The organism is Mesorhizobium sp. M1169 (assembly GCF_040318345.1).
In the GTDB taxonomy this organism is placed as follows: Bacteria; Pseudomonadota; Alphaproteobacteria; order Rhizobiales; family Rhizobiaceae; genus Mesorhizobium.
The window spans coordinates 12,755-38,729 of record NZ_JAMYME010000044.1 but is presented as its reverse complement, the minus strand read 5'-3'; the positions used below and the strand labels follow the sequence as shown (position 1 = coordinate 38,729).

The 25,975-nt window shown below is 63.5% G+C and carries 23 protein-coding genes; 4 read left to right on the top strand and 19 right to left on the bottom strand.

Annotated features, from left to right (window positions below; translation table 11 throughout):
* Positions 1 to 5: 5 nt before the first annotated feature.
* The 6 genes from NKH41_RS28735 to NKH41_RS28710 all read right to left on the bottom strand — a co-directional run bounded on the left by NKH41_RS28735 (position 6) and on the right by NKH41_RS28710 (position 6,625).
* Positions 6 to 1,220, bottom strand: coding sequence for an MFS transporter (locus NKH41_RS28735; RefSeq protein WP_352770876.1), 1,215 nt, complete (start codon positions 1,218 to 1,220; stop codon positions 6 to 8).
* Positions 1,220 to 3,307, bottom strand: coding sequence for a TonB-dependent siderophore receptor (locus NKH41_RS28730; RefSeq protein WP_352770878.1), 2,088 nt, complete (start codon positions 3,305 to 3,307; stop codon positions 1,220 to 1,222). Before NKH41_RS28730 ends, NKH41_RS28735 begins: the two co-directional genes overlap by 1 nt.
* A gap of 180 nt (positions 3,308 to 3,487) precedes the next feature.
* Positions 3,488 to 4,576 (bottom strand): AbrB family transcriptional regulator, encoded by a 1,089-nt coding sequence (locus tag NKH41_RS28725; RefSeq protein ID WP_352540978.1) that lies wholly within the window; start codon positions 4,574 to 4,576, stop codon positions 3,488 to 3,490.
* 269 nt (positions 4,577 to 4,845) lie between these two features.
* Positions 4,846 to 5,154 (bottom strand): putative quinol monooxygenase, encoded by a 309-nt coding sequence (locus NKH41_RS28720; protein ID WP_352450553.1) that lies wholly within the window; start codon positions 5,152 to 5,154, stop codon positions 4,846 to 4,848.
* 49 nt (positions 5,155 to 5,203) lie between these two features.
* Entirely contained in the window at positions 5,204 to 6,001 is a 798-nt protein-coding gene (locus NKH41_RS28715; protein WP_352450552.1) for an SDR family NAD(P)-dependent oxidoreductase, read from the bottom strand.
* A gap of 171 nt (positions 6,002 to 6,172) precedes the next feature.
* The gene (locus NKH41_RS28710) at positions 6,173 to 6,625 is read right to left on the bottom strand and encodes a DsrE family protein (RefSeq protein ID WP_352770880.1); all 453 of its coding nucleotides are present in this window, start codon (positions 6,623 to 6,625) and stop codon (positions 6,173 to 6,175) included.
* 100 nt (positions 6,626 to 6,725) lie between these two features.
* Between NKH41_RS28710 and NKH41_RS28705 the strand changes: the two genes are divergently transcribed.
* On the top strand, positions 6,726 to 7,814 hold the full coding sequence (locus NKH41_RS28705; protein ID WP_352770882.1) for a hypothetical protein: 1,089 nt from the start codon (positions 6,726 to 6,728) through the stop codon (positions 7,812 to 7,814).
* 86 nt (positions 7,815 to 7,900) lie between these two features.
* On the opposite strand, the gene NKH41_RS28700 is transcribed toward NKH41_RS28705, so the two are convergent.
* Together NKH41_RS28700 and NKH41_RS28695 are read right to left on the bottom strand one after the other, a co-directional pair.
* The gene (locus tag NKH41_RS28700) at positions 7,901 to 8,830 is read right to left on the bottom strand and encodes a cation diffusion facilitator family transporter (RefSeq protein WP_502895031.1); all 930 of its coding nucleotides are present in this window, start codon (positions 8,828 to 8,830) and stop codon (positions 7,901 to 7,903) included.
* A 32-nt stretch (positions 8,831 to 8,862) separates the two neighbouring features.
* Positions 8,863 to 11,052: an anthranilate synthase gene (locus tag NKH41_RS28695; protein WP_352770883.1), complete on the bottom strand. Its 2,190-nt coding sequence runs from the start codon at positions 11,050 to 11,052 to the stop codon at positions 8,863 to 8,865.
* A gap of 226 nt (positions 11,053 to 11,278) precedes the next feature.
* On the opposite strand from NKH41_RS28695, the gene NKH41_RS28690 reads away from it, so the two are divergent.
* Positions 11,279 to 11,470: a hypothetical protein gene (locus tag NKH41_RS28690; protein ID WP_352770885.1), complete on the top strand. Its 192-nt coding sequence runs from the start codon at positions 11,279 to 11,281 to the stop codon at positions 11,468 to 11,470.
* Between the two features lie 14 nt (positions 11,471 to 11,484).
* On the opposite strand, the gene NKH41_RS28685 is transcribed toward NKH41_RS28690, so the two are convergent.
* The 3 genes from NKH41_RS28685 to NKH41_RS28675 form a co-directional block, all read right to left on the bottom strand.
* Positions 11,485 to 12,534, bottom strand: coding sequence for a M14 family metallopeptidase (locus NKH41_RS28685; protein WP_352770887.1), 1,050 nt, complete (start codon positions 12,532 to 12,534; stop codon positions 11,485 to 11,487).
* Positions 12,535 to 12,635: 101 nt separating this feature from the next.
* Complete coding sequence (locus NKH41_RS28680; protein WP_352770888.1) at positions 12,636 to 14,012, bottom strand: FAD-containing oxidoreductase; 1,377 nt, start codon at positions 14,010 to 14,012, stop codon at positions 12,636 to 12,638.
* Positions 14,009 to 14,467, bottom strand: coding sequence for a DUF4126 domain-containing protein (locus NKH41_RS28675; RefSeq protein ID WP_352770890.1), 459 nt, complete (start codon positions 14,465 to 14,467; stop codon positions 14,009 to 14,011). The genes NKH41_RS28680 and NKH41_RS28675 overlap by 4 nt, the downstream gene beginning before the upstream one ends.
* A gap of 147 nt (positions 14,468 to 14,614) precedes the next feature.
* Between NKH41_RS28675 and NKH41_RS28670 the strand changes: the two genes are divergently transcribed.
* Positions 14,615 to 15,172, top strand: coding sequence for a sugar O-acetyltransferase (locus NKH41_RS28670; protein WP_352770892.1), 558 nt, complete (start codon positions 14,615 to 14,617; stop codon positions 15,170 to 15,172).
* A gap of 56 nt (positions 15,173 to 15,228) precedes the next feature.
* Here the strand turns inward: NKH41_RS28670 and NKH41_RS28665 are convergent, their stop codons facing one another.
* The 3 genes from NKH41_RS28665 to NKH41_RS28655 all read right to left on the bottom strand — a co-directional run bounded on the left by NKH41_RS28665 (position 15,229) and on the right by NKH41_RS28655 (position 17,394).
* Positions 15,229 to 15,738, bottom strand: coding sequence for an RES family NAD+ phosphorylase (locus NKH41_RS28665; RefSeq protein WP_352770894.1), 510 nt, complete (start codon positions 15,736 to 15,738; stop codon positions 15,229 to 15,231).
* Positions 15,735 to 16,214: a type II RES/Xre toxin-antitoxin system antitoxin gene (gene parS, locus NKH41_RS28660; RefSeq protein ID WP_502895705.1), complete on the bottom strand. Its 480-nt coding sequence runs from the start codon at positions 16,212 to 16,214 to the stop codon at positions 15,735 to 15,737. Before parS ends, NKH41_RS28665 begins: the two co-directional genes overlap by 4 nt.
* A gap of 190 nt (positions 16,215 to 16,404) precedes the next feature.
* Positions 16,405 to 17,394: a helix-turn-helix domain-containing protein gene (locus tag NKH41_RS28655; RefSeq protein ID WP_352770897.1), complete on the bottom strand. Its 990-nt coding sequence runs from the start codon at positions 17,392 to 17,394 to the stop codon at positions 16,405 to 16,407.
* A 128-nt stretch (positions 17,395 to 17,522) separates the two neighbouring features.
* On the opposite strand from NKH41_RS28655, the gene NKH41_RS28650 reads away from it, so the two are divergent.
* Complete coding sequence (locus NKH41_RS28650; RefSeq protein WP_352540986.1) at positions 17,523 to 18,170, top strand: cysteine hydrolase family protein; 648 nt, start codon at positions 17,523 to 17,525, stop codon at positions 18,168 to 18,170.
* Between the two features lie 79 nt (positions 18,171 to 18,249).
* Here NKH41_RS28650 and NKH41_RS28645 read toward each other — a convergent pair whose 3' ends face one another.
* The 5 genes from NKH41_RS28645 to NKH41_RS28625 form a co-directional block, all read right to left on the bottom strand.
* Positions 18,250 to 19,929, bottom strand: a complete 1,680-nt coding sequence (locus NKH41_RS28645) for a formate--tetrahydrofolate ligase (protein ID WP_023679514.1) — start codon at positions 19,927 to 19,929, stop codon at positions 18,250 to 18,252.
* Positions 19,930 to 20,236: 307 nt separating this feature from the next.
* Positions 20,237 to 21,361, bottom strand: coding sequence for a DUF2333 family protein (locus tag NKH41_RS28640; RefSeq protein ID WP_352450540.1), 1,125 nt, complete (start codon positions 21,359 to 21,361; stop codon positions 20,237 to 20,239).
* A gap of 14 nt (positions 21,362 to 21,375) precedes the next feature.
* Complete coding sequence (locus NKH41_RS28635) at positions 21,376 to 22,674, bottom strand: DUF6638 family protein (RefSeq protein WP_352770899.1); 1,299 nt, start codon at positions 22,672 to 22,674, stop codon at positions 21,376 to 21,378.
* Positions 22,675 to 22,872: 198 nt separating this feature from the next.
* The gene (locus tag NKH41_RS28630) at positions 22,873 to 24,783 is read right to left on the bottom strand and encodes an AAA family ATPase (RefSeq protein ID WP_352770900.1); all 1,911 of its coding nucleotides are present in this window, start codon (positions 24,781 to 24,783) and stop codon (positions 22,873 to 22,875) included.
* Between the two features lie 24 nt (positions 24,784 to 24,807).
* On the bottom strand, positions 24,808 to 25,953 hold the full coding sequence (locus NKH41_RS28625) for a hypothetical protein (protein ID WP_352488971.1): 1,146 nt from the start codon (positions 25,951 to 25,953) through the stop codon (positions 24,808 to 24,810).
* Positions 25,954 to 25,975: the final 22 nt, after the last annotated feature.

Here is a 25,975-nt window from a genome sequence, read left to right as displayed (position 1 = left end):
CGCGGTCAGCGGCGGTCGGATACGAAGGCGATCGCCGGGGCGGCCAGCAGCGCGACGAGGCCGGCGCCGGCGAAGAACGCGCCATAGCCGAAATACTGCGCGGCGTAGCCGGCCGCGATCCCGCCGGCCATGCTCATCAGTGCGTCCATGCACTGGAACAGCGTGAAGTCGACGCCCGCCTGTCTTGGATCTGACCAGCGCATGAACTGCGCGTAAAGCGCGACGAAACCGAGAGCCATGAAGCCGGACGAGCTGAGCACCGCGATGGCCATCAAAGCGGTGGTCGAGAAGCCGCCGAGAAAATCGAAGACCGAAAAGAAGAACAGCGATCCGGCCTGCAGGAAAAGCGCCAGGACGAGCACGTTGCGCGGGCCGAACCATTTGACGAGAGCGCCGCCGGCGAGTGCGGCAGCCAGGCCGACGAACATGCTGCCGACGCCGTTGACAAGTCCGACCATCGAGAGGTCGAGCCCGGCGTCGATCAGGAATGGTCCGAGCATGGCGAGTGCCGCCTTCTGGGCCAGGACATAGGTGGCCGACGCTGCCAGGCCGCGCCGAATTTCGGGACGCTTCAACGCGTCGAGGAGGCTGGGAACATGCTCGCGCGTCTCCTCGCGCGCGCGGCCGGCCGCGCCGAGCAGGAAGGGGAGGCCGAGCGGCAGGAGCAGCAAGGCCATCGCCCAAACGGCGATGCGCCAGCCATAAGCGTCGACCAGAAGCAGAAACAGGCCGGCGCCGATGGCCGAGCCGAGATAGGCGCCGCCGACCTGCGCGGCATTGCCCCAACCGTGGTTTTCCCTGGCCAGGCTCTGCACGGCGAAACCATCGCAGGCAATGTCGACCGTCGAGGCGGCGAAGGCGACGATGGTCAGGCAGGCCAGGACCGGCCACCAGGCCTCCGGGCCGAGCGCGCCGACGGCCCACAGCCCGGCGATGGACGCAAGTCCACCGGCGGCGACGATCGTGCCGGTGCGGTTCTTGCCGACCGGCGGCAGCCGATAGCGCTCGACGGCCGGCGCCCATAGAAACTTGAGCGCCCAGGGCAGCGCGATCAGCGAAACCAGGCCGATCCGGTCGAGCGGCAGGCCCTGGTCGCGCATCACCGCCGGCAGGCCCGCCCAGGTGATGCCGCCGATCACGCTCTGCGCGACGTAGAGCCCGCCGATCGCCAGGACGATCGCGACAGGCGTCGATGCCCGGCTGGAAACGGCGATCGACATCAGAAGCGGTAGCGCAGGCTGGCGAACAGCGAGCGGCCCTCGTCGCGGTAGCAATAGCCGGCCGAGCAGATGGGTTTTTGAGTGTCGAACAGGTTCTTGGCGTTGACCTGCAGCTTCACGCCCTCGAGCTTGGGGTTGCGGTAGCCGAAATCGTAGGAGAGCGAGGCGTCGACGAAGGCGCGCGCGTCGTTCTTGAAGGTGTTGGTGTCGTCGCCATAGCTCGAGCCGGCAACGCGAACGCCGCTGCCCAGCCCGAGCCCCTGCAGCGTGCCGTCCTCGAACTGGTACTGCCCCCAGAGCGCCAGGATGTGATTTGGCGTCGCCGACAGTTCCTTGCCTGCGGTTCCCGTGGCGCCGCGTTCGATTTTCACGCGCAGATAGGTGTAGGAGGCGAGTATGCTGAGGCCGTTGTCGAGCGAGGCGCTGGCTTCCAGTTCGACGCCGCGCGAGTTCAGGTCGAGCTGGCGCTGCTTGTTGATCCCGGTCGAGGCGTCGAAGACGACGCCATCCTCCTGGTCGATGTCGAACAGAGCGGCGCTGACGGCGGCGTTGTAATCGGCAAACTCGTATTTGACGCCGATTTCCTTTTGCGTCGCGATGGTCGGACGGGCGACACGACCGATGGGGCTGCTGACATCGTCATAGACGAAGCCGATATTGGGCGAGAACGACGTCGAATAGTTGACATAGGGCGTGATGCCCCATTCGGTCTGATAGGACAGGCCGAGCCGCCCGGAAAGGGCACTGTCGTCCTGCTTGGACCTGGTGAAGTCGGCGGCGGTCGAGGTGGTGTCGGCCCAGTCGTAGCGACCGCTGGCGAACAGGGTGAAATCGTTCCACTCCATCTGGTCATGCAGATAGGCGCCGAGCTGGTTCATCTCCTGCCCGCCAGAGTAAGGAACCGGAGCGGCCTTGATGTCGTCGACGGAGACATAGGAGATACCGCTGCCGGCGTCGTAGTTCGACCAGGCGTAATCGATGCCGGCTACCGCCGTGTGCCTGACCTGGCCGGTATCGAATTCGAACTGCGCCATGTCGTCGACGACGAAGTTCTTCATGGTCTCGGTGTAGTGGCCCCAGTAGCGTTTCAGATCCGGGCCGTCCGGGTAATGGCCGCTGTACTCGATGTCGCTGTCGACGGCGCTGTAGCGAAGGTTCTGCCGGACGGTCAGCACGTCGTTGAAACGGTGCTCGAACTCGTAACCGATACGGCCCTGGGTCTGGTCGAAGTCGTTCCAGGCGGGATCGCCCTCGTAGAGGTTCGTCAGAGCGCCGCCTGAATTGTAGAAGGCAGCGGTGCCGCCGGTGACGGATTTCGAATATTCGCCGAGGATGGTCAGCCTGGTATCCTCGTCCGGCTTGAAGGTGACGGCCGGCGCCAGATAGATCTTGTCGTCGGGATAACCGGGCAGGTCGGTGTCGCTGGTGCGGCCGAGGCTGGTGAAGCGGTAGAGAATGCTGCCGTCGTCGTTCACCGGGCCGGAAGCGTCGAGTGCGGCCTGGAAGCGATTGTGTTCGCCTAGCAGCATTTCGATTTCGCGGAACTGTTCTTCCTTGGGGCGCTTGGTGACCAGATTGACGATGCCGCCCGGACCGCTGATGCCGTAAAGCGAGGAGGCCGGACCCTTCAGGATGGTGACGCCCTCGATGCCGTAGGGCTCGGTCTTGAACCAGGCCGAGGGGCCGTTGTACTGGCGCAGCCCGTCGCGGAACATGCCGTTGTAAAAGGCCTGGAAGCCGCGCAGGAAGAAGGCGTCGTAGCGGGTGTCGAAGCCGAAGCTGTTGGGATTGGCGCTTGCGACATAGCCGAGCGATTCGTTCAGCGTGCGTGGCTTCTGGTCCTCGATCTGCTTTTGCGTCACAACCGAAACGGCTTGTGGAACCTTGACCATCGGCGTGTCGGTCTTGGTGCCGATGCGGTCCTTCTTGGCGACATAGCCGTCCTGCACGAGGATCTCGTCGCTCTCGGCATCGACCTCGATCTTGTTGAGAACCGTGACGCCGCCCTGGTCCTGAGCGTGAGCCGGCCCGGACAGGCCGAGCAGGGCAACGCTGCCCGGCAGTGATAACCCCAGGAGCCATGTCATCGTCCGTTTCCGCATCAACTCGTCTCCACTCTTCCGTACATTGACGGAAGGGGCTCTCAAATCTGAGTATTTGAGTCAAGTTATTTTTTGAGCTCGTGCGGGTGCTGGCCCGATACGGTCGGCGACAGCAAAGTGCGACCGGTTTCAAGAAAAGGCTACCAATCAGGGAGAGGCGAGCTGCTATGGTTTGAGGCTTCTCGCCACCAGCCGCGCCACGCTTGGGCCGACCAGAAGCACGATCAGGAAGCGTGCCGATTGCAGCGCCATGACGAAGGAGATGTCGACATGCTGTGCGGCGGCGGCGATGATGGCGACGCTGTCCATGCCGCCGGGGCTGGTTGCCAGATAGGCGGTCAGCGGATCGATGCCGAGCAGGCGGCTGATCAGGAAGGCGAGGCCGCCGCAAAAGACGATCAGGGCAATGATCGAGCCGACGATCTGCGGCAGCGCGCGGGCCGCGTGGCGCAGAATGGCCCTGGTGAAATTCAGGCCGATGCTCCAGCCGATCATCGTATAGCTCAAGGCAAGCAGCCAGGGCGGCAACTGCATGGTCACGCCGAGCCCGAGATGGATCACGGTGCCGAAAATGAAGGTGCCGAGGAATAACGGCGACGGCAGCCGGAAAAGCTTTCCGGCGAGGCCGCCAACCAGCGCCACGCCGAATGTTGCGGCCAAGCCTTGCGGGTCTATCGGCGGAAACCAGACGATGCCCGGCACCTCGATGCCCGAGGTGTCGACCCAGAGCTTGGCCACCAGGGCTGCCGTCATCGAGACGCAGATGACGCGCAGATACAGCATAAAGGCGACGAGGCGCTGGTCGGCGCCGAAGGCACCGGCCATAAGCACCATGGCGGTGGCGGCGCCCGGCGACGAGCCCCAGACCGCGGTGGTGCCGGGCAGGATGCGCCAGCGGCTGATCAGCCAGCCGAGCAGGCTGGATGCCGCGACCGTCGCCATCACGACGCCAAGGAACAGCGGCCATTCCCTGTAGAAGACGGGAAAGATATCGGCCGAGATGGAACTGGCGACCAGGCAGCCGACGACCGCCTGGGCTGAGCCGAACAGAACCCGCGGCACACGCACCGTGGCGCCGTTGGTGCCGGCAGCTATGGCCGCCAGCATCGGTCCGATCAAGAGCGCGGCGGGCAGGGCTGCGAGTTCCAGCGCGCCGGCAAACAGCACCGAGACCACCACCAGGACCGGCCACTGCCAGGCCTTGTGGATCCGCGCCAGGTGCTCGATGGCCGGCGGGTTCGGGGAGGAATCCATAGATGGGCTCTTAGACCGGTCGCGAAAAAATGCGAACCCTTTTTGCGCGGAAAAGGGCTTGGGTGGTAATGGCACCAACCATCCGCAGCGATCCTTCGCGCCCCCCTCTGTCCTGCCGGACATCTCCCCCTCTAGTGGGGAGATTGGATGTCACGTCGGCCTTCGCCAATCTCCAAAAAAGAGCGCTGTCGGCGAAGCTGCCAATCTCCCCACTTGAGGGGGAGATGGCCGGCAGGCCAGAGGGGGCGCTGTCCCATAGGCCTCTCCCTCTATCCCGCCTTCACCGCCGGCAACCCGAACCCGCCAACAGGATGCGTCTCCACCTGGAACTCGAAGCCGGCGATGATCGGCCGTGCCTTGGCGATTGCCGCCTGGACTTCGGGCAGCTGCAGCGAAGCCTTGTGGCTTTCGGCGTCGGTCCACACTTCGGTCACCCAGATCGCGTCGGCATCGGCCGGGTCGGTGGCGATGATGTAGTTCAGGCAGCCGGGCATGGCGCCGGTGCTGGCGAGCAGGATATCCATCATTGCGTCACGCTGGCCGCGCATCGCCCGCATCTTGCCGATCAGTCCGTACATTCGCTTTGCTCCGTTGAGATGACGCAACCAGGAGTATGCAGTTCGCCGTCTACGGCATCAACTGCCCGCCATTCACCTCGATCACCTGGCCGGTGATGTAGCCGCTCAACAGATCGGAGGAGAGGAACAGATAGGCGCCAACGCAGTCCTCGGCGGTGCCGGCGCGGCCCTGCGGGATGGTGGCGATCATGCCCTTCATCTGGTCGTCGGTCGAGTAGCGCTCGTGGAAAGGTGTCGCGATCGTGCCGGGCGCCACCGCGTTGACGCGGATGTTGAACCCGATCAGCTCCTTGGCCATGCCGCGCGTGACGTTGGAGACGAAGGCCTTGGCCGAGCCGTAAAGGCCGGCGCCGCCACCGGCGCCGTTGCGCGCGGCGATCGAGGAGGTGTTGACGATGAAGCCACCCTGCCGCTTCAGCCATGGGATTGCCTTGCGCGAAGCTGTCAGCACGGAACGCGCGTTGAGGTCCATCACCGCGTCGTAATGCGCCTCGGTCTGCTCGGCATAGGCCACGCGGCCGAGCATGCCGCCGGCATTGTTGACGAGGCCGTCGAGCCGGCCGAAATGTTGCGCACTGTCCTCGACGACGCGCTCGACATCGGCGGGGATCGAGAAATCGCCCTGGGCGAGGAACACGTCGCCGCCGCCGTTGCGAATGGTCGCGGCCAGGTTTTCGGCAGCCGCGCGGCTCGAATTGTAATGCAGCGCGACGCGGCATTTCTGCGCGGCATAGGCAAGTGCAAGCGCCGCGCCGATGCCGGTCGAGGCGCCGGTGACCAGGACCGCCTTTCCGGCAAGGTCGGGGATGACCAGAGAGGGGCTGACAAGGGTGGTGGTGGCTGGCACGTCTATTCCTCCGGGGACTCTGCCTGCTCTTCGTAAGCCTTCGCAGTCCTCGCGTTCAAGTCCGTAAAAGTCTAGAGCGGTTCACCGTTTCACGGAAACGGCGAACCGCTCCCTCTTTGTCTTGACGCAATTCCGGACGGAAAACCGTTTCACGCTTTTCCTGGAATTGCCCTATGGCCTGAGATAGGCGTAGCCCTGGCGTTGCAATTCGGCGAGCTTGACGACGCCGCCCCTGTCGGCTGCATGGAAGCCGTCGAGCAGGTCGGCCAGGCCGATATCCATGCCGTGCATGGTGTTGGCGCAGGCGTGCGGGCTGAGCCCATCCTGGACAAGGCCGGCGAACCGCCCGGAAATGGCGGCCGATATGCCCTTCGACTTGAAGGCGGCAAGTGCCGGGCCGTGCACGACAAGCGCGATGTCGACCTTGCCGTCGGTGCCTTCGAAGTGGTTCTTGATGTTGCCGAGCACGAAATTGACCTTGTCGAGATCGCTGAGGTGATAGGCGACCTTTTGCCTTTCCTCTTCGACGGCCTTGACTTCAATGGCTACCGCCTTGGTGGGGCGCAGCCCGAAAAGCCCGGCGGCCCCGGCAAGACCGACGCGGAAAATATCGCGGCGTCGCATGGCTTTATCTCCATTTATCCGGCCGGCGCAAATTGCGTGGCCTCGGCCTCGATCCTAGCATAAATTGAAGCGACGTCTTGTCGGGGCAGGGGGAGCCAGCATGATATCAAGGATCGTGATGGGCGCCGGAGTTGGGGTTGCCTTGCTTGCTGCCGTCGCCGGCTCTGCTTTCGCCGATGACAGGCTCAAACTCACCGAGCTCAGCCCCGACGGCAAGGACGCCTGCTTCGGCCGCGTCTATGACGCCGCGCATCTCAAGTCGCATCCGCAGCAGAAGGTGACGCGCATCTTCTTCTATTACGGCCGCGATCCGGTCAGCCGGCCGAACGAGGAGCCAAGCACCGGCGTCGATTCCTCCTACAATGGCTTCATGGCGACGACGGTGCGCGGCGCCAAGGCGCCTGAATGGCTTGGAGGCTGGTGCAGTCATGAGTCGGAGGACGGCAAGACCGGCCCGATCCGTTGCGGCATGGACTGCGACCGCACCATGGCTTCGCTGAAGGTCGACGACAAAGGCCGGCTGATCGTCTCGGACGTGCAGCCCGACCTCTATCTCGACGCCGGCTCGGAAGACGAGCTCGGCAAGGCGGAGTACGAAAGGCAGGCGCTGGGCAAGGACGATACCGGCTTCAGGCTCGACCCGATGCCGGCCGCGACCTGCAAGGCGGAGTTCGCGCGCATCGACCCGATCGACCCGGCACTTGGCCCGCCATTGCGCGAGCGGCTGAAGCCGGACCAGCCCTTCTGCTACGGACGCGACTACGACGCCGCGCATCTCGGCTCGCATCCCGACCAGCTGACCCAGTCGATCAGGGTTTTCCGCGGAGCGGTCGAGCTGGCGTCTTTCGCCAAAGAGGGCGATCCGGCCAATTGGCCAAGCGGCGCCGATATCGCCGTTTCGGTTACCACGCGGCAGAAATCGGCCAAGGTCACGCAGGTCTATAATTGTCAGGGCGAGGGCGACCAGTGGCGCTGCGCGGCGAGCGCGAAGACGGGTGCTGCGTCCTGTGACATCGCGCAAAGGGAGGTCTTCCTTCGCCGCGGCGCCAACGGCACGATGATGCTGGCCAACCCGAACAGCGGCCTGCCGATCATCGATCTGTGCTCGAAAGTGGCGGAAGGCGACACCAGCTCCGACGACAAGGTCTACCGGCTGGAGCCGATGCCGCAGGCTGCCTGCGGGCTGTAGCAGTTCAGAGACGCGATGCCGGCGGGACAGAGGGGGTGCTGTCCCGCCGACCTCAAGGTTTTGGATGGCGGCGTCCCGCTATCGCCTCACGCGAACGGCACGGCTGTCGTGCCTTTGGGCAGTTTCGCTTCGTCGTCGGGTTCGACATGGATGATGACCCGCACGGAAGGGATTTCGGCCTGCAGCGCGTCTTCGATGCGGTCGCAGATGACGTGGCTGGCGCCGACCGACATGTCGGCGTCGACGACCAGGTGGAACTCGATGAAGGTGGCGCGGCCGGCGATGCGCGTCTTCAGGTCGTGGACCTCGAGCGCGCCCTTGCAATTGGCCGAGATGATGTCGCGTATGCGGATATGTTCCTGGGTGTCGACGGCGCGGTCCATCAGCCCGTTCATCGACGAGCCGATGACGTGCCAGCCCTGCCACAGGATGTTCAGCGCCACGATCACCGCAAGAGCCGGATCGAGAACCTGCCAGCCGGTCAGTACGGCGCCGACCAGGCCGATGAACACACCGACCGAGGTCGCCACGTCGGTCATGATGTGCCTGCCGTCGGCGACGAGAGCCGGCGATTTTTCGCTTCGGCCGGTGCGGATCAGCGTCAAGGCCCAGACGGCGTTGATGACCGTTGCGACGCCATTGACGGCAAGGCCGGTCCATGGCTGTTCCAGCAGGGCGGGATGCTGCCAGGACCACCAGACTTCATTGAGGATCAGCAAGGCGGCAAGCACGATCAGCACGCCTTCGAGGACGGCCGAGAAATACTCGGCCTTGTGGTGGCCGAACGGATGGTCCTGATCGGCTGGCTTGTAGCTGACCTGGATCGCCCAATAGGCGGCGGCAGAGGCAATGACGTTGACGATCGATTCCAGCGCGTCCGAATAAAGCGCGACCGAACCGGTGACGTACCAGGCCACCAGCTTCAGGCCGAGCACGACGCAGGCGACGACGATCGACCAGAAGGCGAGGCTGGCGACCTTCTGCCTGGCGGCGGCTTTGATTTCTGCCGCGGTCACTGGGGAAAAGATCCCAACACTGAGCCCTCGAATTAAGCGGCCTTTTCCTTGGCCTTGCGCGGCAAGTGCGCGACGATGTTCTCGATGATGCGCATGCCGGCATTGTGGCCGAGCGTCATGATCGATTCCGGGTGGAACTGCACTGCGGCGATCGGCTCCTTGCGGTGCTCGAAGGCCATGATGATGCCGTCCTCGGTCTCGGCGGTGACGACAAAATCATCGGGCAGCCGCACCGGATCGGCAAAGATCGAATGATAGCGGCCGACCGTCACCTCCTTGGGCAGGCCGGAGAAGATGATGCCCGGCTTCGACACGCGGATGCGCGACGGCTTGCCGTGCATCGGGATGTGCAATTGGCGCAGCTCGCCGCCATAGGCCTCGGCCAGCGCCTGCAGCCCGAGGCAGACGCCGAAGATCGGCAGGTCGCGCGCACGGGCCCGCTTGATGGTGGCGGCGCAGTCGAAGTCCTTCGGTGTGCCGGGGCCGGGCGACAGCACGACCAGGTTTGGCTTCAGCCGGTCGAAGATCTCGTCCGGCACCGGCGTGCGCACCGTCGAGACGTTGGCGCCGGTCTGGCGGAAATAGTTGGCGAGCGTATGGACGAAGGAGTCCTCGTGGTCGACCAGCAGGATGTTGACGCCGTCGCCGACACGCGCGGTGCTGCGTTCGGTGCTGGCGGCATTGCCTGATTTGGCGTCGCGGATGGCGGAGAGCATGGCGGATGCCTTCAGTTCGGTTTCGGCTTCTTCTTCCTCGGGAATGCTGTCGAAGAGCAACGTAGCGCCGGCGCGCACCTCGGCGATGCCGTCCTTGATGCGAATGGTGCGAAGCGTCAGGCCGGTGTTCATGTCACCATTGAAATTGACCATGCCGATCGCCCCGCCATACCAGGCGCGCGGGCTCTTCTCGTTCTGCTCAATGAACCGCATGGCCCATAATTTCGGCGCGCCGGTGACGGTGACCGCCCAGGCATGCGACAGAAAGGCGTCGAAGGCGTCCATGCCTTCGCGCAGCCGCCCCTCGATGTGGTCGACGGTGTGGATCAGGCGGGAGTACATTTCGATCTGGCGGCGGCCGATGACGCGCACCGAGCCCGGCTCGCAGACCCTCGACTTGTCGTTGCGGTCGACGTCCGAGCACATGGTGAGTTCGGATTCGTCCTTCTTCGAATTGAGCAGCTTCAGGATCTGCTCGCTGTCGGAGATGGCGTCGTCACCGCGCTTGATGGTACCGGAGATCGGGCAGGTCTCGACGCGGCGGCCGTTGACGCGCACGAACATTTCCGGCGAGGCGCCGATCAGATATTCGCCCTCGCCGAGATTGATGAAGAAGGAATAGGGCGAAGGGTTGATGCTCTTCAGCTTGCGGGAAATCTCGGAGGGCTGGGTTTCGCAGCGTTCGTAGAACATCTGCCCCGGCACCACTTCGAACAGGTCGCCGCGCTCGAAGCTCTTCATCGCCTTGCGTACCAGCTTGGCATATTCGCCGGGCTCGTGGTCGCCGCGCGGCGGGATGCGGTCAGCGGTCCTGAACGGCTCGACGATTTCGTCGCGCGGCAGGCCTTCGGTCGAGAAGCCATCGCCGGAATAGTCGTAGCGGTCGGTCCAGGCCTTGGTCGAATAGTGGTCGACGACGAGGATCTCGTCGGGCAGGAACAGCACGAGATCGCGCTGGCTTGGCTTGCGCTCGAGCTTGTAGTCGACCGGATCGAACTGGAAGGCGAGGTCGTAGCCGAAGGCGCCATAGAGGCCGAGATTGGCGTCTTCCTCGGTCTTGAACAAAGCCGTGATGGCGCGCAGCACGGTGAAGACGGAGGGTACGCGGCTGCGTTCCTCCTCGGTGAAGACACGGCCGGGCTTGGCGACCTCGAGGCGGATGAGTTTCTGCGTTGTCTCCGCGATCGTTACGTCGTCAAGACCGGCAAGCGCCTTGCCGATCACCGGCAAAAGCACCTCGCCGCGGCGGTTCAGCGCCTCGATGCGCATGGCGCGGCCGTGTGCCGAGATCACCACCGGCGGATCGATGATGGCGGTGTCCCAGCGCGTATAGCGGCCGGGATATTCGTAATTCGAGGAAAACACGGCGCCGCGGCGCGAATTCAGGCCATCGACATAGCCGTCGATCGCCCCCTCGTAAGGCCGGTCATGGCGCTGGCGGGTAATCGCCACGCCACCCGCCGTGACAAAGCGCTCGGCGCCATTCTCCAGAATTTTCGTCGTCATTGCCGTCTCCATCAGCGTCTTTGGGGCAACGGACCCGGGAATGGCTTGAAAAAACAAATGGCCGCCCGGACATTCCGCTGCGGCCACCCTCTATTGTCACGCGAACGCGTTCGAACAGGCCGCTGTCAGCGAGCCCACCACCAAATGGTCTTGATCGAACGCATATTCATGGCGAAATCCATAGCCGCGAAAAGCGGTATGCGCAACAGGTTTGAAAGTCTGTGGGGTGGCTGCCGCTTTCGCAACCCATGGCACATGGCCAAGACCGGCAGTCCTGCCTAGACTCTGCGTTGCCCTGGCGCATGTGCCGCCGCGCCTTGCCGAACTCGGCGTCGCCCGCGTGAGCCATGGTCCGGTGCCGTACCGGCAGATGGCCGAATGGCTGGAGGCCAAGGCGCGACAGGCGATTTCGGGGTAGCCTGGCGGGGTGCGTCAGTCCTCCAGCGTTCCCGACCTTGCATCGGCGCTCGTCCCGTCGCCGACCAGCTTCAAGAGGTCTTCGCCGGCGCGAATGATGCGGCGGGAACGCCGCGTCAGGATGAGGCCCGCCTGCGGCGCCAACACTTCCGTGCGGCCGTCGGGCTCGCCGGGCGCGTGGACGATGGTGGCAAGGCGCGCACCCTTGGTAACGCGGTCGCCCGGCTTCACGTCGTAGAGGATCGCGCCCGAGCGGGGCGCCGGCATCATCTCGATGTTTTCGAGCGGCGCGACGAGCCCAACGAAGCTGCCAGGCGCGGGCAGCGCCTGATCCTGGATTACGCCGCGCGCCACCAGCAGCCGATAGAGCCCTTCGGCATCGGCGCCGGCGAGGGCGCCGTCGACATCGAGTATGCCGCGATATTCGACGGTGGCGGCGACGCGCCGGTCGAGGCGCGCGACGTCGGCCGGGACGTTCTGATACGGCATGATCGAAGCGCCTTCGAAGGTGCCGTCGGGATCTTCGTCCCACAGCATCACCGCACCGACGCCCATGGCCGCTGCACAATCCGCCATGGCCGGCCACAGGCTGGTGTGGACGTAGAGATAGGCGAGGCCTTCATCGTCGCAATGCAGGTCGAGCACGATGTCGTGGCCAATGGAGAGCTGCAGCAGCCGCGTCTTCAGCCGCTGGTCGACCGTGCCGTGCGCCGGCAGCAGCGTGAGGTCGGGCGCGGCGAGCCGCGGAAAGCCACGGTTGAAATTGGTGCGCGTGCCCAGATGGAAGCGGCCCTGATGGTCGCCGTAGAGATATTGCGCGCGGCCGATCGGATTGGCCCAGGGCACGATGGTCATGTTGCCGGTGATGCGGCCTTCGGCTTCCGCCTTGCTGAGCATCGGCATCAGCGTGTCGATGGCGACGACACCCGGCAATTCGCCGGCATGAAGTGCGGCCTGCAGATAGGCGGAAGGCGCCGTCTTGTCCGTTCCGGCGAAGCGGAAGACGGGGAATTCGTAGGAAACGCCTTCGCTGTCGCCGGCGACGCGTTCGATGGACTTCTGCATGGGATGCCTCCGGGAGAAGAGGCGGAACACATGCCCTTTTGCCGCTGGGCTGTCGATTGGTCCAGCCGCTGCCGCTATGGGCGCAAGATTCTACCCGGCCGTCACACCAGCGGCTTGAGTTCCTGGGCGATGGTCGGCAGAAGCTCCGAGACGTTCGGGTGGATGTGCACGGCGCGCGCCAGCGTGCTGACCGGCGCCTTGGCATACATCAGGTCGAGCACGCAGTGCACCGCCTCGTCGCCGCCCGGGCCGAGCACCGAACAACCGAGGATCTCCCTGGTGTCGGCATCGACCAGGATCTTCATGAAGCCTTGCGTCTCACCTTTTTCGACTGCACGGCTGACGCGGGTCATTGGCCGCTGGCCGACCAGGGCGCGGCGGCCGGATTTCCTTACCGCGGCTTCGGTCATGCCGCAGCGGCCGAGTGGTGGGTCGATATAGAGCGCATAGGCCTCGATGCGGTCGCTGACCTTGCGCGGATCGTTGTCGAGCAGGTTGGCGGCGACGATCTCGTAATCGTTGTACGAGGTGTGGGTGAAGGCGCCCTTGCCGTTGCAGTCGCCCATCGCCCAGATGCCGGGCACGCTGGTGCGCAACTGGTCGTCGACGACGATGAAGCCGCGTTTGTCGACCTCGACGCCGGCTTTGTCGAGGCCGAGATCGTCGGTGTTTGGCGTGCGGCCGAGCGCCAGCAGCACATGCGAGCCGACCGCAGCCGCCTTGCCTGGCGAGAAGGTCACGGCGATTTCGTTGCCTCGCCTGGCGAAGCGGATGTCGTCGGCGCCGAGATGGACGGCAATGGCTTCGTTTTCGAGGATCGACAAAATGGCGTCCGAGACATCCTCGTCCTCGCGACCGATCAGACGCGGGCTTTTTTCGATGACCGTGACTTCGGAACCGAAGCGGCGGAACATCTGCGCGAATTCGAGCGAGACATAGCTGCCGCCGACAACGATGAGATGGCGCGGCAGCACGTCGAGATCCATCATCGACGAATTGGTCAAATACGAAATATCGTGGACGCCGGGCAGGTCGGGCACCGAGGCGCGCCCGCCGGTGTTGAGGAATATCTTTTCGGCGCTCAGCAGATCGTCGCCGACGCGCACCGTGTTGGCGCTTACGAAGCGCGCATGGCCGCGATAGAGCGTGCATTTGTCCATGCCGGCAATCCAGTCTTCGAGATTGCCGCGGGCGTCGTTGGAGACCTTGTCCTTGCGCGCCTTGATCGCCTTGTAGTTTACGCCGACGGGACCGGACAGCGTCACCCCGTAATCCGCGGCGGAGCGGGCGAGATGCGCGGCATAGGCGCTTGCCACCATCGTTTTGGTCGGCGTGCAGCCGGTGTTGACGCAAGTGCCGCCGACCAGCTTTCGCTCGATCAGCGCCACGCTCATGCCGGCCGCATTCAGCCGGCCGGCGAGCGGTGGGCCGGCCTGCCCGGCACCGACGATAATGGCGTCGAATGTCTTTGCCGTCATGCCGCCGCCGCGATCAGAAGCCCGCCGACGATCGCCACCGCGTCCTCGATGAAGGCGGCCGGCGGGTCCTTGCCGAAGGCGGCGGCCAGGCGCTTGCGCGCCTCGGCACCGCCCAGCGTGCCGATCACCGCGCCGATGGCGCCGGCGATCAGGCCGCCGATGGTGGCGCCGCCGGTGGCGCCGATCACCGCGCCGGTGAAAGCGCCCAAGACGATGCGCGTGCCGAATTGCTGCGGCACCTTGCGGCTCGGCGCCAAGGGCAGCTGGTCGGTGACCAGTTCGGCGATGGCCAGGATGGTGAAGATGCCGACGGCGATCCAGTGGCCCATGAAGCTCGCCCAGGTGTCCGCGACCGGCAACCAGCCAAGCCAGGCGCCCCAGGCGACGGCGGCGGGCGCGGTCATGGCGCGAAGCCCGGCAACGATGCCAATCAGGAGTGCAAAAATGTACAGCATGATTGATCCCTCGATGGCCGGCTTGGGACAGGTCCGAGAGAGCAAGCTACCATAGGTCCGGTATTTGACCAGAGGTGGTGTCGCCGCCGGCGCTTCCGTATTTGCAGCACTTGTGCTTTGGCAAAGATTGAGACTGGAGTTGCGGCCATGGCCGAAAGCGAACGCACGAAAATGGCGGCGGGCGAGTGGTATTGCTGCCTCGATCCGGAACTGGAGGCGTTGCGTATCACGGCGCGAGACGCGGTGTTCGAGCACAACAGCCTGCCGCCCCGGCAGCGTCGCGACATCGGGCCTGGATTGCGGACGCTGCTCGGCGCTGCGGGCGAGGGCGCCCGGATCGAGGCGCAGTTCCACTGCGCCTATGGCTTCAACATCTTTCTCGGCGACCGCGTTTTTCTCAATGCCGGCTGCATCATTCTCGATACGGCGCCAGTGCACATCGGCAAGGGAACGCTGCTCGGCCCCAATGTGCAGATCTATTGCGCCGAGCACCACAAGGAGGCTGCCGGGCGACGGGCAGGGCTGGAGATCGCCAGGCCGGTCGAGATCGGCGACAATGCTTGGATCGGCGGCAGTGCCATCATCCTCGGCGGGGTCAGGATCGGCGATGGCGCTATCGTCGGCGCCGGTGCTGTGGTGACGCGCGACGTGGCGGCGAACACCACGGTGGTCGGCAATCCGGCACGCGTAGTCAGCAACAGCTGAGCACCGTGCTTCTGTCGCCGGTCACGTCCTCGTTCTGATGGACATGGGCGGCTGTTTCACTTGGCCGGAGGTGGATGCAACCGTGTGTCGAGCGCAAACGCCTCCTGGGTCTTCATGGCGTATGCCCCTCTGGCGAGGCTCGCGTCGAAGATCAGGTTCCAGCTACGCTGCGATACGGCGCTCGGAATCACCACGAACCGGTGCCGTTGCAGAAGATCGTCGCCAAACGCCTGTTGTCCGGAGCTCGGAATGCTAGGGCGCAACCACTTGGGGTTGGGCACGGCGGCGGGGTCGACGATATGCACATCCGCGACATCGCTGACGATTGCTGCCGTCATGACATGCGCAATCGTGTCGAGCGCCCTGAAGCCCTTATGGACCGCAACCTCGAGGATCGCAGTCGACGGATCGATCGAGCAGTAGACGGCGCGCACGCCCTTGCTGTTCCAGCGTCCGCCCACCCTGTATGCGCCCTCGCCACTATCCCATGTAGGCGCAAACGCGGCTTGATCGAGGCGCCATCCGATGAGGTCGGAGCCACCAAGCGCCGCCGGCAGCGGCGTCATGCATAAACGCCATATTCAAGCCGTTCCAGATAGTCTTCTACAAGCTCGATCCCCGCCGGCGTCGCCAGAAGGTCGATTGGACGACGCTGGTCTAGCCCAATCGCCGGGCGCTCCAGCCATTGCTCTGCCTCCGCCTGCGAACCGAACACGTCGGTAGCTTTCGACAGGATCTCCGCGAACTTCCAGGTTCGTCCGCTCTGGTCCTGATTGAGAGGCTTGGACGGAGCATCCTTGCGGCGCTGGTAGGTGCGCAGGCTCATGCCGACGGCCTTCTCCAGCGAATCGGTCTTCTGGATGAAGACGAGTTGCCCGATAAGATGGTCCAGCGCTGAAGCCGGCAGGCCGTGCAGAAGCAACTCGTGGGCATCCAAAGCGCTGCTGAGGCGCCTTGCCAGAATGCGGCTGCCGCCTAGCAATTTCGCCACCTTCTGAAGTTCATTGTTTTTTGCTGCTGGCGCAGCCTTTTCCAATGCCATCGCCACGGCGAGCCTCTTTCTTCGCGTCATATGTCGCTTTAATATATGACAGATGACGCAGAGCCTTTCAAGCACGACAGGATCGAGAGCAGGGCAATCGCTTCGAGAGAAAAGATAGCCGACTCGGGCCAGCTGGCAGTCCAACGTCGGCACTGAAGCGATTGCCCTGGAATCGAGCGCGAGCCGAATTTCACCTCGGCATGTGCGCCACGCGCTCCTCCTGAGCACTCCTCGAGAATTCGCGCCGGTACTGCGCCGGCGAGGTTCTGAGGCGCGCTGCGAAGTGCTGGCGCAGCGAGGTGGCGCTGCCGAAGCCGGCCTCGAAGGCAACCGTGTCCATCGATTTTTCCGTTGCTTCCAGCAGCCGTTGCGCCAGCTGGACGCGCTGGTCGGTCAGCCAGTCGCCGAAACTGGTGCCGATCGTTTTCTGGAAACGGCGCGTGAACGTCCGGCGGGTGAGGCCAGCGAGACCGGCAACGCTGTCCAGACTGTGCGGATCACCCAGGGTTTTTCGCACCGCTTCGAGAGCCTGGGTAAAGCGGTCCGCATTGCCGGTCCTGGCGATGGGACGTTCGATGAATTGCGCCTGCCCGCCCTGCCTGTGCGGAGAAAGCACGATCTGCCGGGCAAGGCGAAGTGCCGCCTCCGCGCCGTAACGAGCCCGTACGACGTGCAGGCAGCAGTCGAGCCCGGCGGCGACGCCAGCGGATGTCACGACATCGCCATTGTCGATGTAGAGCACTTCCGGTTCGACGAGAATGTCGGGATAGAGTTCCTGCAGTTGATCCGCGTAGGCCCAGTGGGTCGCCGCTCGCCGCCCCGAAAGCAGTCCGGTCGCCGCAACAGCGAACGTTCCCAAGCACAGTCCGACGATCAGCGCGCCGCGCTCGTGCGCGCCAAGCAACGCGTCGATCAATGCGGCTGGAGGCGAGCTCCCGAGATCCTTCCAGCTTGGCACGATGACGATGTCGGCGTCATCGAGCGCGGAAAGCCCGTGCGGGACGCTGATTGTCAGCCCGGCATCGGTGCGGATCGGCCCGTCCTCAATCGCGCAGACCCGGAAGTCGAAGCGCGGCAGGCCGAGCTCCGTGCGATCCGCGCCGAACACGAGACACGGCACGGAGAGATGAAACGGGCTGATGCCATCGAAGGCGATGGCGGCAACGGCAGGATCGGTCATGGGAGCTCCAGCAACGGGTGAGGCCGATTGTCCCAATTCTTTCGAATAATGTCAATCGGGACACTTTTTGCAATCCGGTGCCGAGCTTATCGTCCACCCATCAATGTCCAACGGGAAAGGAAAACCCCATGTCGCAACCAGCCAAAGGCAAAGCTCCACGCCGCGCCCTCATCGTCATCGATGTTCAAAACGACTATGATGGCGGCAACCTCGCCATCCAGCATCCGCCCTTCCGCGACAGCGTTGTCAATGTCGCGCGAGCGATGGACGCGGCCACCGAGGCAGGCGTCAAGGTGGTGGTCATCAAACAGTTGGCGCCGGAAACCTCACCGGTCTTCGCCAAGGGCAGCCATGGCGCCGAGTTGCACCCGGAAATCGCCAGGCGAGACCGCGACCACTACATCGAAAAGAACTTGCCCAGCGCCTTCACCGGCACGGACCTCGAGGAGTGGCTACGCGCCAACTCCATCGATACGATCACGGTCATCGGCTACATGACTCACAATTGCGATCTGTCGACGGTCATCCACGCCGTGCATATGGGTTTTGAGGTCGAGTTCCTGTCGGACGCAACGGGGTCGTTGCCGTACGCCAACAGCGCCGGCTACGCTTCGGGGGAGGAAATTCATCGCGTCGTGACGATCGTATTGCAGTCGCGCTTCGCGGCCGTTCTCAAAACCGCCGAGTGGATCGATTGTCTGAAGACCGGCGTGGTACCCCAGCACGACACACCCTATGCCTCCAACCAGCGCGCGCTGGCGCGAAGCGCGGCTTAGGGACGAGCTCGTCGCGAAGTCGCCAAAAAAGGGCGCCGCAGCGTTGCGGCGCCCTTTGCCGTTCAAGCGTTGATTATCCCTAAAACAGGCCTTCGATCTGGCCCATTTCGTTCAGGAAGATCTTTTCCGAGGATGGCGCTTTGGGCAGGCCGGGCATGGTCATCACCTCGCCGCAGATGATGACGACGAAGCCGGCGCCGGCAGACAGTCTGACCTCGCGCACCGGTACGGTGTGGCCGGTCGGCGCGCCGCGCAGATTCGGATCGGTGGAGAAGGAATATTGCGTCTTGGCCATGCAGACCGGCAAATGACCATAGCCGGCGTGCTCCCAGGCGTGGAGCTGGTCGCGCACCGATTTGTCGGCGATCGCTTCGGAACCGCGATAGATGCGCTGGACGATGGTGTTGATCTTCTCGAACAGCGGCATGGCGTCGGGATACAGCGGGGCAAATTGCGACGCGCCGGATTCGGCCAACGCCACGACTCTTTTGGCCAGTTCCTCGATACCGGCCGATCCCTGGGCCCAGTGCTTGCACAGGATCGCCTCTTCGCCCATCGAGGCGACGTAATCCTTCATCGCCTGGATCTCGGCCTCTGTGTCGGAGTAGAAATGGTTGATGGCGACCACAGCCGGCACACCGAACTGGCGGATGTTCTCGATGTGGCGGCCGAGATTCGCACATCCCTTCTTGACCGCCTCGACGTTCTCCTTGCCGAGGTCCTCCTTCTTGACGCCGCCATTCATCTTCATGGCGCGAACCGTGGCGACGATGACCGCCGCGGCGGGCCTCAGGCCGGCCTTGCGGCATTTGATGTCGAAGAACTTTTCGGCACCGAGATCGGCGCCGAAACCGGCTTCGGTGACGACGTAGTCGGCAAGCTTCAGCGCCGTCGTCGTGGCAACGACGGAGTTGCAGCCATGCGCGATGTTGGCGAAGGGGCCGCCATGCACGAAGGCCGGGTTGTTCTCCAGCGTCTGCACGAGATTGGGCTGCATGGCGTCCTTCAAGAGTACGGCCATGGCGCCGTCGGCCTTGAGGTCGCGGGCATAGACGGCCGACTTGTCGCGACGATAGGCGACGATGATGTCGCCGAGGCGCTTTTCCAGATCCTTCAGGTCGGTCGACAGGCACAGGATGGCCATGACTTCCGAGGCGACTGTGATGTCGAAACCGGCCTCGCGCGGGAAACCGTTGGCGACGCCGCCGAGCGAACAGATGATCTCGCGCAGCGACCGGTCGTTCATGTCCATGACGCGGCGCCAGACGACGCGGCGGGTGTCGATGCCGAGCTCGTTGCCCCAGTAGATGTGGTTGTCGATCAGCGCCGACAGCAGATTATGGGCGGTGGTGATGGCGTGGAAATCGCCGGTGAAGTGGAGGTTCATGTCCTCCATCGGCACGACCTGCGCGTAGCCACCGCCGGCGGCACCGCCTTTGACGCCGAAATTCGGTCCGAGCGAAGCCTCACGGATGCAGACGATGGCCTTCTTGCCGAGGCGGTTGAGGCCATCGCCCAAGCCCACCGTCGTCGTCGTCTTGCCTTCGCCGGCCGGTGTCGGGTTGATGGCGGTGACGAGGATCAGCTTGCCATCCTTGTTGCCCTTCACCGACTTGATGAACTCGGCCGAGATCTTCGCCTTGTCGTGGCCGTAGGGCAGAAGATGTTCGCTCGGAATGCCGATCTTCTGGCCGATCTCCTGGATCTGCTTCTTCCTGGCGCCGCGCGCGATCTCGATGTCGGACTTCACTTCGGCCATGGACGACTTCCCTCTGAATTGGACGGATTTGACTAGTGTGGTCGCAAGAATAGCCCGGCATTGCAGGCGCGGGCATGTTCTACCCCTGTCGCTGCCGCGGCGTCAACTTTCATGCAACTATGTTTCCTACGAAGAAAATGCCTCTGCGGCCGGCTGCCCTGCTACAGGTTCTTTTCGCGCCGGTTGCCGCGCCGTATAGAAGCCAGAGCAGGCGCGGTTCCGCCGTCTCAAAACAGCCGCGTAATACGCGAAAAGCGACAGAAGCAACGGCGCAAATTCACCAGCGCCGGCTGTGCGGGACGATCCGCTACTGCGTCAGCACGTTGCTGATCTCGACCATGTTCGAGCGCACCCTGAGTATGTAAAAACCCATCGTCGTCAGATGTGTCGGCAACAGCCAGCCGTCCTCGCGGCCATTGGCGATGATGAAGGGCTGGATGCGCAGTGCCGAGACGAACTGCGCGTCCATCGTATCCCACAGGTTCTGCAGGTGCTTTTCCTTGATGACGTCCTCGAAGTCGGCCTGTGCGCCCTTCATCAGCCCGTAATAGGCATAGAGCTGGCCATAGGCGAACCAGAAGCGGTCGTCGGCGCGAGTGTCGAACCAGCCATTATTGTGGTTTTCGGCACGCTCCTTGAGGATCGCCGAGGTCGAACCGATGTCGGACGAGATGCGGTCGATATACTGCTTGAGATTGTCAGCGCGGGCATCGAACGTCGCCTGGCAGGCTGCGAGGCGGGCGTTGAAGGAACGCAGCTTGCGCACCGCGTCACGATAGTAGCTCGGCGTCGGCGTCTTGGGGCCGAACGGGTTCAAGCCGAAATACCAGGTTTCCTCGTCGAACTGCAGATTGCCGCGGGCATCCTGCAGGTCGGCGTCGATCTGCGAGGTGGTGCGGACGCGGCCGAGATTATCGGCAAGCTCGGTCGCCGTGCGCCGCACCGCCTGGTTGATGCCGCGCTGGAACGAAGCCTTGTTGTCCATGAACGGCGTGTGATCCCAGTCGATGCCGAACAGGCCGAGCTTGTAAAGAATCATCGACGACACCCAGGCATTCTGGTTGACGTTGAAGTCGGTCAGGTCGGCCGCAACCTGGGCAATGGCTGAATTTCCGCAGGTCTTGGCCGTGTCGGTGCCGGCGCCGGCGGAAACCTGTTCACCGGCGGAGCTGTTGCGTTTTTCGAACGTGTATTTGTCGACGTAATTCGGGTCGAAATTGTTCCACCACTGGGTGGCGTAGAAGAAGTTGACATAGAGACCGATCAGCACGAGCACAGCCAGGCCGAGCACCGCCTTCAGGATCCAGCCGCGTTGCGTGTACCAGCGCCCCGCCCACAGGAACGGCCACAGGATCGCGCCGATGAGCAGGCCGATGCCGCGGCCAATCCACTGGAAAATCCGGGTGAAGAAACTCACGATCGGATCAAGCATGGCGATGTCACCCCTCAGTCAGTCAAGCCGTAGAGGCGCGTGCGAAACGCCACCTTGTCCTTCAGATATGTGGTTTTCAGAACGTCCACAACATGCGATCGCCAGGCGTCGCTGAAGCCCTCATAGTCCCTGTAGAAGCCCGGCTTGTTGAAGACGTAACGCGAAACGAAGTCCTGCGGCACGAAGTCCGAGATCAGCTGGTTGGTCAGCCAGGCGTCGGCATGGTCCGGCTTGGCGCGGATGACCAGGAAGCGCTGCTGCGGGAACACGTCCTCGATCTTGAGATGGCCGAGCTGGGCGATCTCGCGCTTGGCGGCGTTGAGGAAGGGAAAATTGCCGTCCCTGGTGATCAGATCGGTATGGCCGTGGATCCAGGTCTGCAGCCAGACCTTGTCGATGTCGGTCAGATTGCGGTCGGGATCGGCGTCGCGGATCAGCGCGCGCACCACCATTTCGGCGCGATGCTCGAGATAACCGGAGGTTTCGATCCATGAGGCGCGCGGCAGCTCGATGCGGCCGGTCGAGGCGAGGAACTTGAACACCTTGTCGGCATCGTGGATCGAAAGGTAACTCACCTGCCACGGCCGCGAGCGGCGGAAACCGGGCGCTGCGGGGTCGCTGATCACCGTCGTCACGTCGGGATCGACGAACACATAGAGCCCGCCGAAATGGCTGGTCCAATAGGCATTGTGACGGAAGATCACCTGGTCCGGCACCAGCGCATTCTCGCGGATGTCACCGCAGACCTTCGCCAGCTCGACCATGTGGGCCAGCATGGCGTTGTCGCGCCAGGCATCCGGCTCCTGCTTCAGCCGGTCGACCAGCTTGCCGAGCTCGGCGGCCTTGCCGAGCACATCCTCGGCCGACAGCACCTTGAACTCGACCTGGTTGATCGACAGCAGGTCCTCGATGTCGTCGACCTTGGGGACCGAATCCTCGATCTCGCCGTAGATGACGTCCTTGATCGTCAGCGCATCGACGGCGCGCTGGTTCTTGGACATGAACTCGTACATCAGCAGCGAGGTGTTGGAGAACGCCGTGTGCACCACCGGCAGGTCGATCTGCGACGGCGTCAGGATGATGAAGCGGCGGTTGACCTCGTTCGGATCGAGGTAGCTGTAGTCGCCGCATTCCTCGGCGACCTGCGGCGAGAAGCCAGTGCGGTCGATCTCGAAGCTTTTCAACTTGGTCGGCTTCAAGCCGAACGCGACCATCGCCTTGTTGTAGCGCTGGATCAGGTGCGGCTCGTCGATCGTCAGCAGCCGGCCGTAGATCAGCTCGTTGTCGCGCAACAGATCGGGTTTCTTGGCCATTATTCCTTCTCCGCGTTCACGGGGAGACGGTGCCCGAAGGGCGGATGCGGGGCGCGAACGCTCCTTCTCCCCTCGTGGGAGAAGGTGGCCGAGCGAAGCTCGGTCGGATGAGGGGTGTTCCAGCTTGACGAATACCCCTCATCCGTCGCCTTCGACGCCACCTTCTCCCACAAGGGGAGAAGGTGGCGTCGGCGCATCTCACGCATTCCACAGCCCCTTTTTCTTCAACCCCTCGATCTCGCGGACGGCACGCTCCCGCAGACGGGTGTCGCGGATCATCTTGGTCACCGCCGCATCATCGGACTTGTCGGAATAGCGGAATTCGGAATCCGCATAGCGGTTGATCTCCTGCATGACCATGTCCATCGAGAATGGCCCGCGCAGCTCCTCGATCATCGCTTTCTTGTCGTCGTAACCCTTGTGCATGAAGGCTTCCGGCTTTTCGAACCACTCGTCCGGCAATTCGATGTCCATGGCGCGCATCTTGATGGCATCGGTAACGTTCTTGATGGCGCGGCCGGTAAAGCGCGGCTCGGCATCCTTGATCAAGTGCAGATAGGTGCCGATGTCAGCCATCGTCTTCGGCGCGCCGTTTTCCTTCATGTAGCGCTCATAGACCTTTATCAGCCCGTCTTCCTGCGGCTTTTCATGCTCCTCGTAGGCTTCCATCACCGCGCGCTGGATTTCCTGGGCAGCGTAGAGCTTGTGCTCGCCGAGCGGGATCTTGTGGTTCTTGCCGGCGAGCAGAACGAAGATGTCGATGTAGTCGTCGCGGCTCTGCGGGCCATCGACCAGCCAGCGCGCGCCGGCGCGCTGGCGCAATGCGTCGTCGACGTTCTCGGGATAGTTGGAAAACATGCCGAACGAGCAATTGCCGCGCACCACGGTCGCCGCACCTCCAAAGGCGTCCATCAGGACGCCGGTGATTTCCTGCTGGCCGGCCGAGGCGCGGTCGTCGGACCGGCGTGCCGCCACCTGGTCGATATCGTCGATGGTGCCGAAGCCGATGACGCGCGGGTTCAGCACATTGTTGATGAACTGTCGGCAGTTCTGGCCCGACTTGCCCTGGTAGGAGGAGATCTGGTCGACGCCGAAATTCTCGTAAGCGAAGGGATAGCCGGCGACCTGGCAATAACCATTGAGAAGACCGGCGATCATCTGGATCAAGGTTGTCTTGCCGGTGCCGGGCGCGCCATCGCCGATAAAGGTGAACAGGAAGCCGCCGAGCTCGACGAACGGGTTCAGCTCGCGCTCGAAGTCGTAGGCCATCAGCATCTTGGCAAGCTTGACTGACTGGTATTTGGCGATGTGGTTGCCGACGACCTCTTCCGGTTTTTTGAAGGTCATCACCAGCGGCTTTGCCCGCTTACCCGGCGCGACGTCGAAGCCGTCAAGGGTAAAATCGTCGACGTCGATGCGGATATGCGCGTTCTCGAACGGACCGATGCCGTCGAAGCGGCCCTTTCGCGCCAACAGCCCGTCGATGGCGACGCGGGCAAAGGCGCGGGCGCGGGTCATCAGGTCGGCATCGTCCTTCGAACCTGCTATCGCCCTGTCGAGCCCGGCCACGATCGACTTCACCGCATCCTGTGGCGTGTCGAACAGAAAGTCCGGCTCGGGCGTGTCGTTCGGCGCCTCGCCGTCGCTGTCGATCAGCTGGAACAAATAGGAGGCAAGGCTGAAGGCGGAGATGTAGGCAGAGGCCGACAGCAGCTTCTTGAAGGTGGCAGCTTCATCGCCTTCGAGCGGCGAGCGGGCGTTTTTCGCCTGCAGACTTTCGAGGTCCGAGCCCTCGGCGAAGACATCCGATATGGCCAGCGCTATCGCTGTGCCGCGCCGGGCGCGAAACAACAGCGTGTGCTGCGGGATGGTCAGCAACTGGTCGTCGGAATGGACGGCGGCGACGGTTTTGGAGAGCTCGACCTCGCGCGTGCGGCGCACCGAGCCGACCGAGACGGTAGAGACGAAGCGGCGGTTGGTGCCGGCAAGCGCGGTGCCGGACTCGCGCGATGGGTCCTCCAGCACGACGATGCGAGTGATGAAACTTTGCGCAGTGGCACGGTGCTTTTCAATTGCCGCTTCCGGGATGGTGGTCAGGCCGGTGTCCATGGAGGATGCTCCGCGATTTGACGGTCAGACGTCGCTGATGACCTGCCCTTTGGACAGGATGTGGACCTTGTAGCCCGAAAAGATCTTCTGCGCCTCGCCGGCGGCATAGAGCGCCTGATAGGCCTCGTGCGGAATCAGCGCATGGTTCTCATAGCTCGACACGCCTTGCCGCGCGGCCTCGAGATCGTCGGTATTGATGAAGAATTCCTGTGTCGTCTTTTCGCTCGAAAACAGCCCCTTGCGGCCTGGCTTTTCGGCCTTGGAAAAGACCTCCTGGATGGTCCAGGTCAGCAGCCAGGCGTTTTCCGGCTTGCGCACCTTGGCCAGCACTTCGCTCACCGTCGAATTGTTGTCGGTAATCCCTGCAGAATAGAACGGGCCGAGCACGACGCGACGCAGTTGCTTGGGATGCAGCGGCTCGAAATCCTTGTCGAGGTTGACCGCGATGGTCGCCGGCGACAGCGCGTAGGCGGAATTCTTTTCGGTGAAATCGTCGAAACGGTGGGCAAGCTCGGGATTGAGCAAGCCGTCGACCGGCAGCGGAATGTCGATCCTCTCATTAAGTTTGCCGCTGGAGTCGACAAGCTGCCGGATCATGTCGTCCGAGGAATCCTCGACCGTCACCATATAGACAAGCGGCAGGTTGGCGCTGCCGTCGAAGCAGGCCCAGTGGACCAGATAATAGGGGCGCAACGTCTTCGGATTGACCGACACCTTGACCGTCTGGGCCAGCGTGAACGGGCCGAAGGTAGTCTCGCTCTTGACGTCCTCGAGGTAAAGCCGCTCGGCCATCGACTTCTGCAGTGCTTCGGGAAATTCCTTGTGGCGCAGGATGAAGTCCGCCATTTCCTCGCGCAGCTCATCGGCCAGCGGAAGGTTGGCGAGTCGCGCATCGGCCTGGAGCCGGTCGTTCTCCAACTCGAGCAGGTTCTGGAAGACCGGAAAACCGCTTTCGGCGCGCGAGATGCGGAACGTCTCGGTGAAGCCCAGCCGGTTGCGCCAGCACGAGAACGACTTGTCGAGCCGCGCAATATATTCGGCGACGACCTTGGCGACGATGCCGTGCCGGTAGAGCGGCGAGCGATCGTCGCGCATGAACACTTCGAGGCCGCCAAGTGCCGCCGCGATCGCCGAGAAATAACGCGCCGCAGCTTCGTTTTCGGGGGTCATGCTGCCAGCCCTTGGGAGCAGT